Below are 15,714 nucleotides of genomic sequence, written 5' to 3' on the forward strand. Positions count from 1 at the left end.
GATCATTGTGAAACAATAAAAAGCCTCGAAAAGATCCGAGGCTTCCTATTATTTAATCGCTTCTGATATACTAAATTTTATTCCGATCGTGTCTGAAGATTGGATCTGATATTGTAAGCCGTTACGAACGGTTGATTGGTTAAGGTTGGAGAAATCAGTGTTCTCATCTGTGAAGCCGATATCTCTGATAATAGCACCGCGATCTTCGGTATTTAAGGTAGGATTAGTGGCCATAATGAGGACGCCGATAGATAATAGAATGTCCGCACCTGAGTCGGCACTACCATCGCCACGACTAGTGATAGTCACATGACGGACGTTGCCATCTATTTTATCAACAATTCCTTGCAAAGATAAATTATCGACCAGCACGTACATGAAATTATCATTCACATTTCCGAGATTTATATTTAGCTTCGATATATTTAATCCAGTCTGAAACTCTTTGGCACTGGTGTTGAATGCTTGTGTGAATTGATCAACTGACATTCCTAAAGTTCCTGTAATGGGTTGATCAGATGGAAAAGAATGTTGTGGTACGACTGCTTCTTTGGCTTGTGTAGGTTCATCTATCTTGATGGAACTTACTTCTTCAGGTTGTTGTATTATTATATTTCTAGCACCATTAATAGCTCCAATGATCAAAATAACAATACCCCAGAACCACCATTTTTTAAATAACTGTTTATTCAATTTCTTGTTCCCCCTAAGTATGATAACAATCACCAAATAGTCTATCAGAGCTAAGTGAAAATATCCATGTTAATAAGCCGTAACATCTAGAATCATTCGATAATACATTTGATGAATCACCCACTGATTTGCCAAAAGGATGGGCAGGTTAATGCACAATGCGGAAGCTCCTGCGTATGTAGGCTATTTCTTTTAATCAGAACTGGAAAAGTGATATAATTATTGTATATCGTCTCGTAGGAATCGAATGAGTTGGGTAAGGAGCTGCTCCTGATTGAAGAGCCCTTTAAGCGATACCTGTCGAGCCTAAGGCGTTGGAAGAAATTTGAGGTGAATGACAAGAGGAAATGCAAAGGGTTGTAAAACCCGGAGGCATGGTTGTTTCACTAGAATTGTCGAAGCCAACATGGCAGCCGTTTAAAGGACTTTATTATTTTTATTTTAAAAATATTTTACCGCTAATAGGTAAATTGGTAGTCAAGAGGTATGAGCAGTACAAATGGTTGCCCGAATCATTGATTCACTTTCCTGACCATAAGCAGCTGGCCGATATTTTCAGAAAAACAGGGCTCACTCATGTACAGGCTTATCCGCTCACCGGTGGTATTGCGGCACTTCATATCGGCATTAAGAAGAAGGAAATAGAATAAGGACAAAAAAATGGGAGTAGGTCATCAGACTGTTAAAGAAGGGTAAAAATCTTCTTGGACAATGAAATTTTGTAACGTTGTAGATCTATAGCATCGCACGTGATGCGGGATCTAGGTCTGAACCAGTTAAAACATGGTTTCTACAAGTAGTGGGTGAATAGTTTTGGCGACGGGATGTGTTCCCTTGGACACGATAGTGCAACAGCAGATTTTAAAAATTTCGGCGTTCCTGCATCCCACACCATTGCCCAAGCCTCGCTAGAGTCTGCAGCATGTGCTGCAGGGTCTTTTTTTGTTTTGGTAAGGACAATTTTCCTGTTTTAAGAATAAATTTCCCTTGTCATTAAACCCAATCCTTATCTTATATTTTCACATATAATGAGGTGTACTGAATTGAATGGAGGAATTACTACGGGAGAAATTGCTGGAGGTTTCTGCCGCGTCACTGCCATAACCGGTTCTGTTCGTCCTGTTGGTAATTATCTCTAAGTCTATCTGGGTATAACAAGCTCATTTCTCTTTTGCTATACCCACCAGTCTTATGGACTGACGGGTATTTTTTGGTGTGTGGTTATGTCTGGATATTTACATTCTTTTAGAATGAAAATTAGACCGGATGCGTTAATAAGCATATGGTGCGGCGCTTGCGCTACATGTTTGGCAAACAGGCAGGTAATACAACCAAAATATTTATTGTTGAGGAAGAATTTACTAACTCAAGGCTGGTATACTAGCAATTTCTTTTATCGGTCATAGGATAAGATTGTATCAAATCCAATAAGACTAGGAGAGGATTAAATGCCCGTTCAAAAACCTGCCACCCAGAAAAAAGTGGTGCGTCGTGCAAAAAGAATCACGAGGACTGCAGCATTGTTGATGTACAGAAAACACTTATCCCGGTTTCATAAGAATCAAGCCGGAAAAGCCATCACAATCGGCCAGCGAACCGTAGTTATTGGTACAGATGATACATGGTTCAATGCTCAGGAAATTGAGAGGAATCCGGCTTGGGTTCCGGTAGCCAATGCAAGATACGTCTGGAATTCGCGCGATCTGGGCAGCGAGGTGGCTGTTATCTCTAGACGGTTTACACTCTCAACAAGAAGAAGTATCCAGAGCGCGAGCCTTTTCCTGTCTGTCGATAATTACGCCATCGTGCTCATCAACGGACGATTCGTCGTATTTGATACCCCGCAGGCCAATACCTCGTTTTTTAATCCCGGACGAACATTTAATATAAGACGGTTCTTGCAGAGAGGAACAAATGACATCGTCATTATCGCCTTTAATTTTGGTGGCCGTAGAACGGCAGATAATCCGGCAGGTGTCGCTGCACAGATCTCGATTCGTCAATCCTAACTCCACTAAGATCGAACTAAGGTTATTCTTTCTTATAGTTCCAAACAAACCTGGGTGGTGAAACGATAGTGTAACAAAAATCAGTCTAACACTGTAGCTTCGTGTTTTGACTGGTTTTTGTTTATAAGGATTGAATCAATTAATCCAAAGTGGTCTTTTTATTTTGATAAGGAAAATTGTTCTGAGGATTTTAGTATGGATTTAAATAAGCAGTAGAGTTGGCTCTGCTAAGTATGCATTCAATAAAACATGGAATAAGGGATCTTTCAGTAAGAGAACAGATTACGTAATTTTTGATGAAATCTTAACTTTTAACGTGGGTGAATACTCTTTTGAAAAATAACATTTACACATTGTTTCAATATTGGTTGCAATATATTTAACGGAAGTATCGTACCTTGCTAGTATTGGCAGGGTATTTTATGTTCGAGAAGAATGAAGCATTAGACTGGATGCGTCATTAAGCTAACGGGCAGGCTTGCTTATATAAATTTATAACCTAAGATTATACCGTAAAATCAGGCTAACTGTAGCGGGTAGGATAGTTAAACTTGCTAAACCCTCAAACGGATTACATTTGTTATCTACCAAAAAATTAAGTAGAATTTATAATGGATCATTTGGTAAAGTGGATATTTGGTTATTGTCGATTGTCAACAATATAGTCCGATTAATTTCCTCTTAAATCGCGGTTTTTTTATTTTATCTGAACATATTGTTGTCAAATATTAATGTCAACAATGTGTTCCGTTTATTAAGAGGTGCTAAGAATATGTACTGATTCTCGTCCTTAGCAATGATTCGGTTGAGTGAGTACGTGTCCTTAACAAGGTAACATGTTTTCCCGTATCTCATATTCTTTCACAATTGAATAGGGTATATAATGCGACACACCATATAAAAACCCTTGGTATACAAGGGTTGATGTCAATTTCTAAGATGTTTGTCCGGATTAGTTACTTTTTTATGTCATGGTTAGTTCAGACAGTGAGGTATGATTTGACGAACAAATGATTCGTTTGTTACAATGTCCCCATCAAATAGGAAAAGGATGAGGACGATGGTTCGTCGTTTGAAACGGTTTAAGAATGTTGCTACTGCATTAAGCTTCTAAGTAAAAAAAGATTTATATTACTTAGAAGCGAGGGAAAAGAATGAAACAACATCAGTTTAACCACTGGTCTGAAATTAAGTATCTAAAGGATATTGTCACCAACCCAATGATTGAAGTAGGGGAATACTCCTACTACTCTGGTTATTACGATAATCATGATTTTGAAGATGGGTGCGTTAGATATCTTTGGGGAGATGAAAAATCAAGAAAGTTATTTAACCCCATCGAAGACCATGGTTGGCATTTAGATAAATTGATTATAGGAAATTACGTATGCATTGCAAGTGGTGTAATTATTTTAATGGGTGGAAATCATAATCATCATCCTGAATGGATTACCGTGTATCCGTTTGTGGAGCAGATTGAAACTTCTTACGAACCAAAAGGGGATACAATCATCGAAAGTGATGCCTGGATTGGCATGGATGCAATGATTATGCCCGGTGTGAAAATAGGTGAAGGTGCCATTGTTGCGGCTGGATCGGTTGTTGTAAAAGGTGTCCCACCATATACGATAGTAGGCGGCAACCCTGCTAAAGAGATAAAGAAACGCTTTCCAGACAAAGAAATCGAAAAGTTAAAGGAAATGCGTTGGTTCGATTGGGAACGTGAGAAAATTGAACGAGCCAGTCATATCTTCTCAAGTTCTTCTATTAATCAATTATATGACTTTTATCAAAGGGAAATAAAACTATATGATCACCTCTTTTAATAAAAACAACTCGAATGCACGGATGACACGGAACAAGAACTTGGAACAAGTGAAGTAATAAAAACAATTTAAGCTATTAATGACTATGCTGATCTTATTCCTCTTTGCACAGAATGGTTGATGTACAGTTTGGCGTTCAATAAGTGAATTATGGATTAATCTAATCACAAATTATTCAACTAACGGGACACGATAGTTCAAAGGAGAGACCACAGAGGCATAACGCCAATGTGGTCTTTCTTTGATTCCTATTAATTCAAACTGAGCAAAGCCTTCTACGTTCGAATCCTTGCTCGCTCAGGATTATACTGATTTACATTATACATAAGCATCGTACCTTGCCAGTTTTGGCAGGGTAGTTTATGTTCGTGATTCAACTAACGTGCAGGTTAGTTGAATAAAAACATTCATTTGTGTTAACCTTAGCTGATTATGGATGAAGATTAGATTTAGCTGTAGAAAGGCGTGTGCTTAAATGAAAACACTATTATTTGTCACGGATCTGTATTATCAAGCAAATGGGCGAACTTATTATGAGGAAGATTTGTTTCTAACTTCCCAACTTAGAGAGTCATTTGCACTTACTATTTGTCACCCACAAGACATTCACGCTTTTGAGGAAAAGCATGAGCTAATTGTTTTCAGAAACGCTGGACCCATTGTTAATTTCAAGGACAAATACTTGTCTCTTCGCGAAAGAGTGATCGCAAATAAATATAAAACATATAATTCGTTTAATGGTAAGGGAGATATGAACGGTAAGGATTACCTCTTAGAGCTTACGAAGGCTGGATATCCCGTCATACCTACAATTGATGACATCGAATTAATTGAGAAGTTACCAGATGTTGAGACTTATGTTTCTAAACCGAAGGATGGTGCTGACTCAATAGGCTTCGAGCTTATATCTAAAAATGATCTAACATCCAAATTTGATGCAAATGTACGGAATGTCTTGATTCAGCCTTTAATTGATTTCGACTATGAAGTATCGTTTTATTTTATCGATCATGAGTTTCAATATGCATTGTATGCATCAGACAAAAAGAAGAGATGGATCTTATCAGAGTTTGTCCCGACTAAGGAAGATTTGAAATTTGCAAATCAGTTTATTGAGTGGAACAACCTTAATTGGGGGATACAACGTGTTGATGCATGCCGAACTACACAAGGAGAGCTTCTGTTGGTCGAACTTGAAGATTTAAATCCATATCTCTCTCTATTGGAATTAAAACCAGAACTGCGTCAAAGGTTCATTGAAAACATGAAAAATTCGTTACAAAAAGCTCTCCAGTCCTAACTCATCGTAGACATCAATACGAACATTGTTAGGCGAATCGATACTTTGCATTAAGCTAACGAGGAGCGATTTTGCATAGGAGAGACCACAGAGGCATAACGCCATTGTGGTCTTTCTTTGATTCCTATTAATGCATTACTGAGCCAAAGCCTTCTACGTTCTAATCCTAGCTCGCTTAGGATCGTTAGACTGTCCCACGCAACTCCCGGTAATTTGTTACATGGATACTTACGGTTTCATAGGTTTTTTATGCTAGTTGATCAGTATACTAAGATCAATGTTTTCACACTAGTCATTCCTTCGGAGTGGTCCTTCTAAAGTAAATATAAAATGTGCTATTTGTAAGCATAGAAAAAGGCGAGAACGATACGCACGGCTGCATAAATGCGGCGTTGAACTGGGCGTAACCATTCTCGCCTTAAATTTTTGTTATACTTTTTTAATATTATCGTTGAGGGGTATTTTGCTCTCTCATCATGTGGTGATAGTGATAATGATGGTGATGATGGACGATGTGCTGACCATGTGGGTGACCGGAGGTATGATGATAGGGATGATGTGTATGTTCATGGCCGTGATGATAATAGGATTGGGGATCGGGATCCCTTTGTTGAGATCCTTGAACGTTATAGTTTTCTTGACTCATTGATTTTCTCCTTTCGTCTTTTGGTTAATTCATATTATGTTTACGAATGATTAGTGACACTTGACCTAAATAAATTGGGCTACCTATAGTCGCCAATAGGCGGCTTTTTTAATTATTCTGAGTACATGTGATAATAAAGGAAATGGAGGTGCTTGTATTGATCGAACAGAATAATGACGTCAGACTTGCAGAAATACTAATTGAACACGGGAAAAGCGAATGCCCTAATGGATTTTTCTTTTATCTTCACGACACTGGATAAGCTAATTTAAGGAGCGTGTGTTCTTATTGAATAAAATGCTTGGTGAAGGGCAGGGGATTTCATGACGGTGCCGTAGCGTCGGCGTGTGAGTCTGTTTGCGATTACCTATATGGAAAACCTACTCAACACAAAAAGTGTGTCTATGGACATTAGAATGATACCCATTATTGAGATAAATACATCAATCTACAATCTTTACAGTAATAGCGTACTAAGCCCGTATAAAATGAATGTCGTTATACATATAACGAATCTATATCAGTAAGATATCAGCACCTATAGAGGGTCGCTTTTCTCATGTTCAGGAAAAGTTTCGTTAGCACAAACACATTAAATAGAGAGGGAGTTACACAGTTGGGGCGTAAAAGAGATCCCAAACGAGCCCTACTGACTTCGGTTGGTGGGCTTGTTTTTGTTTAGGTAAGGAAAATTTTCCTGAGCAAATAATTATAACGCGGCATGAAGGCCTGAATCTTCTTTACCATTAAACCCAATCTCCCTTTTAAGTATTTACATATAGTAATCTGTACCCGATTGGAAAGGAGGAATTACTATGGGAGAAGCTGTTGGAGGATACAGCAGAGGTTGTGGTGTTGGTGGAAGTACAGGGGCAATTTTAGTTCTGTTCATTTTGTTGGTTATCATTACTAGTGCGTTCTGTTACTAAACTAATGTGTATTCTTAAATAACCTCATACGATACAAGAGACCACAGAGGCATAACGCCAATGTGGTCTTATTTGATTTTTATTTATATTAAGCTAGCGGAGCTTTTATCTATTTTTGTTATTCTTGAAAAGATCTTGCTAGCAGGGTCTTTTTTATTTGGGAATGATAAATTTCCCTTGCCATTAAACTCAATCTTTATTTTATATTTTCACATATAGTAAGGTGTACTCAATTGAAAATAGAGGAATTACTACGGGAGAAATTGCTGGAGGTTACGGCAGAGGGCCTCCGCTTCCGTAATCTTGGTTCTGTTCGTCCTGTTGGTAATTATCTCATCCGATTTGAGTACACTAACTCATTACTTGTTCGTAGCTATTGGTATAATTCTTGGACTCGCAGTCAGCATAGTGTCGCGCTTTCGTAGCCCTAAAAATAACTGATTAATGACGGGTAGATTAGTGGATAATGCTCATTAAAATAAACAAGCTGGCTTCAGTGAAGTTTCTAAACTAACAAGTAATCGAGGGCACGGGGTTTCCCCTGCGCCCTGCTTTTCCTCACTAGTAGATGTCTAGTATCTGTTTATTCTGTTCGGTGTGTGTCGTTGTCGTTATCTTCAGTAGCTTTAGCCACTTTATTGCCCAACGAAGCGCCTACGATGCCACCTACGACGGTTCCAACAGGACCCAAAGCGGAACCCACGACAGCGCCCACAGCACCACCACCCGCGGTTCCTACAGTTTCTCCAGCGCCAAAGCCATCCGTATTGGTCGTGTTACGGTCAGAACCATCTTTTCGATTGTTGTCATTATTTTTAGTCATCTAATCTCACTCCCTCGTTTTATGAATGCTGCTCCTTATGGTGCAGTCCCAAAATATATCTTGCCCTAACCAGTCTGAAAGGATTCTTAATTATAAATCCACGGGAATGTAGATGCGGATATTATTCACATTGACTTAAGAACATTAGTTCGTACATAATACAAACAAACGTTCTTATTAGGAGTGAATAACATGCCAGTGAAGTATCTTGAGAAAATCATCGAAATCATGTATCAATCAGGAAAAATCACGCAGCGGCGTATTGAAGTGAATAGTATCCATAACGGATTGATTAGAGCTACCTGTCTAATGACTGGATCACCACGCACATTCCGTATCGATAACATATTGGCATGGCAAGCTCCAAGAACAGCAGTACGGGAGGCAGTCTAATGCTAGCTGATGCGGAGCGTAAGCTATTAAGGGTGCTATATAACTATTGTAGGCGGCACAATGTAATTCCGACCATGGGAGATTTGGAACGACTGACAGGCAGGAATATGAACAGCGTACGGGAAAGTCTGAACGAGTTGGAGAGTCTGAACTACATCTTTTGGGAAGACAAAGCTTCAATGAGTTCAATTCAGATTATAGAAGGATGGGAGAGAGAGAAGAGTAAACCTGCAACTCCTCTGGCATCAAAGGACAACACCAATTATTGGGTGGAACATTGAAAGTCAAAGAAGACCACAAGGGATTATCTCCGATGTGGTCTTGCTTTAAGTTACCCTCTGACTTCGTTTTGCAGCTATATGTAATTCTTCCTTAATGTTCATGATTATTTATCCTTAAATTTAGTGCGAACTTCATCAAAGGATTGTTTCATTTGCTCATCTGTTTCCGTTGAGATAAACCCCCACCCAAATTTATCATCCATTATCAAAGCGATAAATTCTTTGTCTCCGTCACCTCGCATGAGAGTTAAGGTCCCTTTTTTACCAGCACTTTCATAGTCAGTTGTTTCAACCACTCTCGGATTTAAAAACATCTTATTTTTTTCGGTGACCATCGAAATGGTAAACTCAAGTATTTGTTTAGTGTCAGGGTGAACTTTTTCATCGACAAACTTCTTCTTCGCATCAAGATCAGTTCCATTCAGGTAAGTATTTACGTATTCAATAGATAATTTCTCCCCAGGTGTTAGTTCTTTTTCCTTTTCAGGTTCAACGGTTGGCTCGGATTTTTCCACTGGAGTTTGCGTTCCTTCGACTTGGGGAGTGGTTGCAGTCTCATTCGTTAACACGTTATTTGAGTTGTTGTTACACCCTGCTAAAAGTACGAACGTTAACATTAGAGAAAATATAATAGCTTTCTTCAATAAGTGGTACCCTCCTTTATTTTCTAAACTATTTTGATATGTCTACCAAAAAAATGTAGGGATAGCTCTTTCAGAACTAAGAAAATATCGCGACGTGAAAAGCATTTGTGTGGGTGCCCTACGAGGATATTGAACGCATAGAACGGACTACTCAGATACTGCATTAAATAAGATCACATTGGCGTTATGCCTTTGTGGTCTCTTCATTGCACTATCGTATCCGTTAGCTCAGTAACAGTCAGCTGAAGAAAACAGTATCTCCCCTACCTAATTCAGTGAGTAATTGGCGCATTTTCGATTTGCCTCGCACATGCACTTAAATAAGATCCCTACATTACTTTGTTGGGGATACGAGTACTAATCTTCTGGCATTTGCCAACCCGTTTCCTCATCCCAAATGGCATCCGTATCATCTAGATGCACATGCCAATCCCCATTAGAAATACTTCTTCTAATATCCGTCAAACAGGTCAACCAATAAAACAGCGCATGCAATGTATCTTCAAAATCATCTGAAAAGGGTAGCTTTGTTGAACCTGCAAAGATCACTGTTGGTTCATCCTGATCATAGTCATAAACACAAAATGTTTCTCCAATATCCTTCATTTCAAAACCCGCATTGTATTTATCAATGATGGCCGTTATCTCTTGCTCCTCACTGTTGGTAAGGTTATAGTTTCTCATACAAGTGTAATAAACAGAAACTCCCATGCTACATTTCTCCTTTTTCTCAGTGTATCAGAACTAATGTTCCCATGTACAATTAATCGACGATGTTTACTTTTTTGCTCCTATACTATTCTACTTACATTTCATTGCTAATTAAAGTATCTTAATTCCTAAGTTTCAGTCAATTACCCTTCTTTACTCTTAATTCTCAGGATATACAAGGGCTGCGCCGTCCTTCGCTTACAGAGAAAACAAAGCCGTTTGTCTAGAAATATATAAAGATGGTGAAACTTTCTTAAATTTTCAAAAAAGAGGCACTCCATCTACATGATGAAATGCTTCTTCAACTTCTTTTACCAGCGGAAAGCGCAGTTACTTCCCTCTTGAATAACTTACAAAACCTTGTCTTTCTATAGTTTTAACAATGATCACTAAAGAACCTACGTTCTCATTATTATTCCATATTAATCCATTGTAAGTAAATATTCATTGCATTAAACTGCCCGTTAGCTTAACAAAGGGCCACCTCTCGGCAACCCTTATGTATTGTGCTATAGTGTCCCGTTAGCGTAAGAATATTATCTACCACATCATTAAGCCGTTATTTATATTCAGATGTTTTTTCTGCCCAGCGTCTTATAACTGCTTGATGATTAATTATTATTCTGTCTTGCTTTAACCACTCTCGGTATTTTTTCCTCGAAAATGGATAATACATGTGAAATCAATTTTTCGCTCGGGATCATGTTATCTTTCAAAACAGCATATATAAGGTTCAAGAAAGTCTTCGCATCTTGTTCAGTTAAACTTTTGATTGATTCCATGGTGCTATCATTCGAGAAATTTTCTTCCTTCGTCTCCATAACTATTCCTCCATATCTATGTATCATTTATTCTTCCTACACGACATTATATATGAGTCCCTTGGATATAACGCTTTTAGTCGTTGAAAAGTTGCTTTAACCAGCCCGTTAGCTTAATCACTAACATAACTAAACTAACCTTCAAAAACTAGCAATGGACGTCGCTCACATAAATGTAACATCAATAATTCATTTGGGATATCGTGTAAATGAAGATTTGCAATGCCTATCGTATTTTGTACTCGTAGGTTTCCCCATTTATTTCTATCTCTGCATTTAAGGGCTTCTTATCTGTTGTTACTATTTCCTTGGGAATCTCAGCTAAATAGAGTAGGGTGCCTGTCTTTAAAGGCTCAATACTTGATATATTGGCGTAAGTAAAATCCTCACCACTACCCTCTTCAAGAACTTTAAAGGTATTGTACTCATACTTGTTGTCATATTTAATTTTAACGTCCGCTAATTTGTCGGCTGTTTTACCTAACTCGGTAAGGTTTTTGATCTTTAAGGTGATCGCCAAATAGGTAGTCGCACAGGAAATGGATATCAGCCGTGGTGCAGCTCAGACAATGTTGGATAGAGCAGAAGTGAAAATAAAAGACAACAAAGCAAATAGCCTATTCCTTGTGGGATAGGTTTTTATCTGTCATAAATCTACAACATATAGTATATTCAAAAATGGTAATACAAAATAATCCAATAGGGGTGTTATTTTGACAAATCGTATCTCGAAGAAGGAAAGAAATCTCATTATTAATAGTCAAGTAATTGAGGACTATATGTGGTTAAAGGTTTTACTTGAATCAAAATGGTCTCTATTAATTAATGAGGTTCCAGACGAACACAAAACAGATTTTCAATTTGTAGTTCCATATATACTAAAACAATGCGGTGATGAATGGAAGGGTGATGAATCGGTATTACATCCTGTCGAAGACTTAGGAGATGGAAGGCGAGCCTGTGGTCTTTGCGGTAGGGAAAATAGGTATATCTACTACATCCAAAATAGACTTAATGGGAATAAGTTAAATGTTGGTGGAGACTGTGTGGAAGATTATGTTGACATCGACTTTTTACATGAAGGTAACTCCAGAGGGCAATTATTTAGAAAGGCAAAGGAAATAAGAAGAAGAAGAGGGTTGATTAATCAACGATTTCCCGGTATACAAAATAGAATTGATAATTGGTTAAACAAAGTAGTGAAATATGATATTGTATTGCCTACACATCTAGAAGAACCCTATTTATTTCAAGGGGCAAAACTTCGGGAATTGCATAATACATTTCTGAGAAGAGAAGCAGATGAAGCAATTCTTGATGAAATGGAAGATATTCTAAACAAGGAGATAGAATATATACGTACATTCGATGAAAATCAACTTCATAATCGTGAAAATCAATTCATTGCTACAAAAAGAATTATGACTTGGCTAGAAAATCGGCGTGATCATAAGACTATGAAAACGCTCAAACAAAACGGAGTTATAACAAAAGAGACAATTTCATGCATATGGGAGAGCAGCTTTGTAGAAAAGAGCTCGGACCTAATTTCTGGACTCTTTAAATCAACAAGCTTCGAAATAATTGAAATTGATTATGATAACGATGGATTTATAATAAAAAAGGAACCTTCAAAATTGGAGTTGATCTTAAAATTCGATAAATTTTTCTCGAATTTTGGTGAGAGAATTATGGGGCATAACACGAATGCTGCGTTTTCGGATAACAATATTTCAAAATTAAGTTCAATATATGGAACTAATTCACCTTATGTGTTTCGAGATGAATTAAAAAAGAAGATTGGAGCTTGGAGTGTAGGAATTAGTATATTAGATGAAGAAGTGGAGCATAACCACGGATATTTGTTGGACAAAAGAAACCAAACCTATGTCCAAGTCAAGCTAAACGAACTTGTGGCGGAAGCTAAAGGAATCGTTTTAGGGTTGAATAACCCCGATAGAAATAAATTTGAAAAATATGTTCGTGAAAAAGTGGGGAAAAGGTATAATTTTGTATTACACATGCCACCTATAATTAGAGAGACTAATTAATCGTGGAGGAGCTTCACTACGAAACCTACAATAGATGAACCGATATACATACAACCTGAGAAGTGTGTTAGATGTGTATGGGGTGAGTGGATAGGCACTAAACAGTATTGTGGTAAGCAGAAGAAGCAGTGTGTAAAGAAGGTAAATCCTTCCTGATGTCGAATTGTGATGCTGGGAGGCAGATATTATGGATTGGAAAGTAGAGATGTTTGATTGGGAAATGATTTCGAATGTGGCAGTACCATTTATTATAGCTATCATTGCAATTTTGGTGGCGTTCGCTGCGGTACGCTCAGTCCTTAATTCGCTTCCAGATAGATTGGCTGAACTATTAAAAATAGTGGCGATTAAAATATGTTTAGCTGCAGGAGCAATATCATATTATATTGCCAGTCATATATGGGAATCGAGATAAGTACCTTAACGGGTGCTTTTTTCTATTTTACATAAAGGAGCTGATAACGATGGCATTGACAGCCAAACAGCAAATGTTCGTAAAAGAATACCTGATTGACCTGAATGCCACTGTTTAGATACAGCGTTAAGAATGCGGTTAAGATCACTCTAATTTATATTATGACCTAATGGTATGTGCAGGTTCGAATCCTGTCAAGAGTGAAAATTCACGTTGTTGGTTGTTGCTACTCTAGTGAAACCATTGCTGCATAAGGTTTTTTTGTGTTCGTATATTTGTTCGCTTTTGTTCGTTTTTAGTGCCGTTTTTCAATTTTCGGCACCAGATTCGGCACCAGATAGGAGGGAGATTTTTATATCTTTAGGCAAATACGAAGACCGCTGAGGTTGGGTAGTTTGTATGAGATCCTGAATCCATAGGAATCAAGAAGAGAGCAGCACCCGACACAATCATGTACCTGTTTGACGGCGTAATAGCCGCAAGGGTAGAGAATGCGGGATAACTGTTCTCTTTTGGTTTAATAATAGAGCTTGACGGTTAAATGCTGGAAGGCGCGCCTATGAGAGGGTTTAGTGTAGTAGAAACATAACGGTCTCCAAAACCGTAGTCGGTGGTTCAATTCCATCAGCCTTTGTTGATTATGTGGTAATAAGTGGAAGTTTTCCTTTGATGTCGAATTGTGATGTTGAGGGAGGTGAAGGATATGCCAAAAACACATGAAGAAATTGCAGATGAAATTGTCCAGGCGGCTATGACAGCGAGAGGTCAAACGCTCTCCGGAATGGGTAGCAACAATGCGGCTGTCGGCGCTAACCATTTACAACAGTTGAGCAATGCGGCCGTTGTTTCACTGTATAAAGAAGTGATCAGGGCTATTAAAGCGCCAGATGGTACATTATAGGAGGATAATTAAAATGTGAAAAGCAGGGGTAATTCCCCTGCTTTTGCTCTGTTTTATCTCTCAGAGCGGGAGTCTGGACTTGAACCAGAGCCAGCCGACATTAGTTAATCAGCAGCATCCAATATCCAACATAGACGCGCAATAGAGCGTAAACTAAGTTAAAAGAAGCGCATATCAGCATGTACAAGTATTATGCATTGGTTATTTTATTCACCATGCTGGAAAAAAGGAGCCTCGGATGTGATTCTAAGGCTCTTTCTTATTAATTATTACCCTTAGCAGGTGTTTTGAAGTGAAAGAAGAATAAGATATTGAATAAAAGACCGAAGGGATTTTATGAACGTGAAGGAAGAACTACATATAGCAGTTGCGAATGGTCAGAGGGTAACTGTAAAGCTTCATGACGACGAAATCATAACAGGAGTAGCAGAAGTGTCCACCGATCCTAAACATGCTAAGATTCAATCGTCAGAAGGTCCTACATGGGTTCCTTACGAGGATATAGAACATGTTTCGATGATTGGAAATCCGGTTCATTAAACCTACTAAGTGAGGTGGTGCAGTATGTGGAAGCACACTTATAATAGAATGCTTGCAAGAGGAGTAACTGAGTACGTGGATTCAAAAATGAAGAACAAAGCTACGGCCAAAGCATTTAATAATGTATTGAGACAGCATGAAGAAGAAAGGAAACATTTCGAAGCATACCTTGATAGTTATATCATCCGCTTATCTACTCAAATAGAGCAAACAAATTTATTTTTAATTAATCAAATCGATATTGAACGAAAAATTGAGAAGCACAGAAAGAGGTTTACAGAATGTTTTTCATCAACTTACCCCGTATACCATAATTATAATCAGATAATGCTCTCTCCAAATGATATGGGATCGCTGAATTCAATTATAACAATCAATAAAAGTGATTACATTTCTATCTCTCAATACGAGCAAAAAGGCAAGCAAACCACTATTGCGTTTATTATCTATAACACAGAAATCATACAAAATCTGAAAGAAAAATTTGTTAATGAGAATATTCGTCTGTCAATTAATGTTCAATCATATAGCGCTTACTCTTCCACTCATGTTATCGGTTTTCTATTATCTCAACAAAAATAGCCCCACCGACCAAAGTCAGCAGGGCAATGAACAAATACATTACTTAGTTATGCTTAGCCAAATATAGAATCAATACTTAAGGATTTTTTTCTGTTTGTCACTATTCTTATCATCGCTCGTATCACTGAATAACAACTCCGGAAATAGAT

Annotated in this window: 19 protein-coding genes, 1 tRNA gene and 1 pseudogene; 14 read left to right on the plus strand and 7 right to left on the minus strand. The window is 38.0% G+C overall.

The genetic code is table 11. The features are described from left to right. Positions 1–48: 48 nt before the first annotated feature. Entirely contained in the window at positions 49–693 is a 645-nt protein-coding gene (locus UB51_RS04030) for a hypothetical protein (RefSeq protein WP_044876186.1), read from the minus strand. A 344-nt stretch (positions 694–1,037) separates the two neighbouring features. Between UB51_RS04030 and UB51_RS04035 the strand changes: the two are divergent. The 4 genes and pseudogenes from UB51_RS04035 to UB51_RS04050 all read left to right on the plus strand — a co-directional run. Then, positions 1,038–1,343 (plus strand): annotated as a pseudogene (locus tag UB51_RS04035) (class I SAM-dependent methyltransferase); the annotation flags it as partial. 798 nt (positions 1,344–2,141) lie between these two features. Continuing rightward, entirely contained in the window at positions 2,142–2,702 is a 561-nt protein-coding gene (locus UB51_RS04040) for a hypothetical protein (protein ID WP_052675750.1), read from the plus strand. 1,154 nt (positions 2,703–3,856) lie between these two features. Further along, complete coding sequence (locus UB51_RS04045) at positions 3,857–4,528, plus strand: CatB-related O-acetyltransferase (RefSeq protein WP_044876187.1); 672 nt, start codon at positions 3,857–3,859, stop codon at positions 4,526–4,528. 475 nt (positions 4,529–5,003) lie between these two features. Then, complete coding sequence (locus UB51_RS04050; RefSeq protein WP_044876188.1) at positions 5,004–5,828, plus strand: ATP-grasp domain-containing protein; 825 nt, start codon at positions 5,004–5,006, stop codon at positions 5,826–5,828. Between the two features lie 445 nt (positions 5,829–6,273). Here UB51_RS04050 and UB51_RS27560 read toward each other — a convergent pair whose 3' ends face one another. After that, the gene (locus UB51_RS27560; protein WP_144406949.1) at positions 6,274–6,474 is read right to left on the minus strand and encodes a hypothetical protein; all 201 of its coding nucleotides are present in this window, start codon (positions 6,472–6,474) and stop codon (positions 6,274–6,276) included. 815 nt (positions 6,475–7,289) lie between these two features. On the opposite strand from UB51_RS27560, the gene yjcZ reads away from it, so the two are divergent. Together yjcZ and UB51_RS27565 are read left to right on the plus strand one after the other, a co-directional pair. Then, entirely contained in the window at positions 7,290–7,403 is a 114-nt protein-coding gene (gene yjcZ / locus UB51_RS28700) for a sporulation protein YjcZ (RefSeq protein WP_234405539.1), read from the plus strand. A 233-nt stretch (positions 7,404–7,636) separates the two neighbouring features. After that, positions 7,637–7,828, plus strand: coding sequence for a hypothetical protein (locus UB51_RS27565; RefSeq protein ID WP_144406950.1), 192 nt, complete (start codon positions 7,637–7,639; stop codon positions 7,826–7,828). Positions 7,829–7,986: 158 nt separating this feature from the next. Here UB51_RS27565 and UB51_RS04055 read toward each other — a convergent pair whose 3' ends face one another. Then, positions 7,987–8,226, minus strand: coding sequence for a glycine zipper domain-containing protein (locus UB51_RS04055; protein ID WP_044876189.1), 240 nt, complete (start codon positions 8,224–8,226; stop codon positions 7,987–7,989). Positions 8,227–8,418: 192 nt separating this feature from the next. On the opposite strand from UB51_RS04055, the gene UB51_RS04060 reads away from it, so the two are divergent. Beyond that, entirely contained in the window at positions 8,419–8,619 is a 201-nt protein-coding gene (locus tag UB51_RS04060; protein ID WP_044876190.1) for a hypothetical protein, read from the plus strand. Continuing rightward, positions 8,619–8,900 (plus strand): LexA family transcriptional regulator, encoded by a 282-nt coding sequence (locus tag UB51_RS04065; RefSeq protein WP_199924984.1) that lies wholly within the window; start codon positions 8,619–8,621, stop codon positions 8,898–8,900. Before UB51_RS04060 ends, UB51_RS04065 begins: the two co-directional genes overlap by 1 nt. Before the next feature lie 104 nt (positions 8,901–9,004). On the opposite strand, the gene UB51_RS04070 is transcribed toward UB51_RS04065, so the two are convergent. From UB51_RS04070 to UB51_RS04085, 4 genes are all read right to left on the minus strand, one after another. Further along, a complete protein-coding gene (locus tag UB51_RS04070; RefSeq protein ID WP_044876191.1) occupies positions 9,005–9,544 on the minus strand; it encodes a hypothetical protein in 540 nt (179 codons plus the stop codon). A gap of 357 nt (positions 9,545–9,901) precedes the next feature. Beyond that, positions 9,902–10,255, minus strand: coding sequence for a hypothetical protein (locus UB51_RS04075; protein ID WP_044876192.1), 354 nt, complete (start codon positions 10,253–10,255; stop codon positions 9,902–9,904). Between the two features lie 611 nt (positions 10,256–10,866). Continuing rightward, positions 10,867–11,076 carry a hypothetical protein gene (locus tag UB51_RS04080; protein ID WP_044876193.1) on the minus strand — a complete coding sequence of 70 codons (210 nt, stop codon included), beginning with the start codon at positions 11,074–11,076 and terminating at the stop codon, positions 10,867–10,869. 226 nt (positions 11,077–11,302) lie between these two features. Further along, complete coding sequence (locus UB51_RS04085; RefSeq protein WP_052675751.1) at positions 11,303–11,596, minus strand: hypothetical protein; 294 nt, start codon at positions 11,594–11,596, stop codon at positions 11,303–11,305. A gap of 193 nt (positions 11,597–11,789) precedes the next feature. On the opposite strand from UB51_RS04085, the gene UB51_RS04090 reads away from it, so the two are divergent. The 6 genes from UB51_RS04090 (at position 11,790) to UB51_RS04115 (ending at position 15,565) form a co-directional block, all read left to right on the plus strand. Further along, positions 11,790–13,127, plus strand: a complete 1,338-nt coding sequence (locus tag UB51_RS04090; protein WP_044876194.1) for a hypothetical protein — start codon at positions 11,790–11,792, stop codon at positions 13,125–13,127. A 187-nt stretch (positions 13,128–13,314) separates the two neighbouring features. After that, positions 13,315–13,542 (plus strand): hypothetical protein, encoded by a 228-nt coding sequence (locus UB51_RS04095; RefSeq protein ID WP_044876195.1) that lies wholly within the window; start codon positions 13,315–13,317, stop codon positions 13,540–13,542. A gap of 563 nt (positions 13,543–14,105) precedes the next feature. Then, positions 14,106–14,176, plus strand: a tRNA-Trp gene (locus tag UB51_RS04100). 69 nt (positions 14,177–14,245) lie between these two features. After that, positions 14,246–14,443 carry a hypothetical protein gene (locus tag UB51_RS04105; RefSeq protein ID WP_044876196.1) on the plus strand — a complete coding sequence of 66 codons (198 nt, stop codon included), beginning with the start codon at positions 14,246–14,248 and terminating at the stop codon, positions 14,441–14,443. A gap of 342 nt (positions 14,444–14,785) precedes the next feature. Next, a complete protein-coding gene (locus UB51_RS04110; protein ID WP_144406952.1) occupies positions 14,786–14,983 on the plus strand; it encodes a hypothetical protein in 198 nt (65 codons plus the stop codon). 24 nt (positions 14,984–15,007) lie between these two features. Continuing rightward, entirely contained in the window at positions 15,008–15,565 is a 558-nt protein-coding gene (locus UB51_RS04115) for a hypothetical protein (RefSeq protein WP_044876198.1), read from the plus strand. The last annotated feature ends 149 nt before the right edge of the window (positions 15,566–15,714 follow it).

The organism is Paenibacillus sp. IHBB 10380 (assembly GCF_000949425.1).
In the GTDB taxonomy this organism is placed as follows: Bacteria; Bacillota; Bacilli; order Paenibacillales; family Paenibacillaceae; genus Paenibacillus_AQ.

Bases quoted from the DNA above. Each gene is read 5' to 3' on its own strand.
- UB51_RS04060 (WP_044876190.1), top strand. From the start codon at position 8,419: ATGCCAGTGAAGTATCTTGAGAAAATCATCGAAATCATGTATCAATCA.
- UB51_RS04050 (WP_044876188.1), top strand. From the start codon at position 5,004: ATGAAAACACTATTATTTGTCACGGATCTGTATTATCAAGCAAATGGG.
- UB51_RS04080 (WP_044876193.1), bottom strand. From the start codon at position 11,076: ATGGAGACGAAGGAAGAAAATTTCTCGAATGATAGCACCATGGAATCA.
- UB51_RS04065 (WP_199924984.1), top strand. From the start codon at position 8,619: ATGCTAGCTGATGCGGAGCGTAAGCTATTAAGGGTGCTATATAACTAT.
- UB51_RS04105 (WP_044876196.1), top strand. From the start codon at position 14,246: ATGCCAAAAACACATGAAGAAATTGCAGATGAAATTGTCCAGGCGGCT.
- UB51_RS04055 (WP_044876189.1), bottom strand. From the start codon at position 8,226: ATGACTAAAAATAATGACAACAATCGAAAAGATGGTTCTGACCGTAAC.
- yjcZ (WP_234405539.1), top strand. From the start codon at position 7,290: ATGGGAGAAGCTGTTGGAGGATACAGCAGAGGTTGTGGTGTTGGTGGA.
- UB51_RS04075 (WP_044876192.1), bottom strand. From the start codon at position 10,255: ATGGGAGTTTCTGTTTATTACACTTGTATGAGAAACTATAACCTTACC.
- UB51_RS04045 (WP_044876187.1), top strand. From the start codon at position 3,857: ATGAAACAACATCAGTTTAACCACTGGTCTGAAATTAAGTATCTAAAG.
- UB51_RS27560 (WP_144406949.1), bottom strand. From the start codon at position 6,474: ATGAGTCAAGAAAACTATAACGTTCAAGGATCTCAACAAAGGGATCCC.
- UB51_RS04040 (WP_052675750.1), top strand. From the start codon at position 2,142: ATGCCCGTTCAAAAACCTGCCACCCAGAAAAAAGTGGTGCGTCGTGCA.
- UB51_RS04095 (WP_044876195.1), top strand. From the start codon at position 13,315: ATGGATTGGAAAGTAGAGATGTTTGATTGGGAAATGATTTCGAATGTG.
- UB51_RS04115 (WP_044876198.1), top strand. From the start codon at position 15,008: ATGTGGAAGCACACTTATAATAGAATGCTTGCAAGAGGAGTAACTGAG.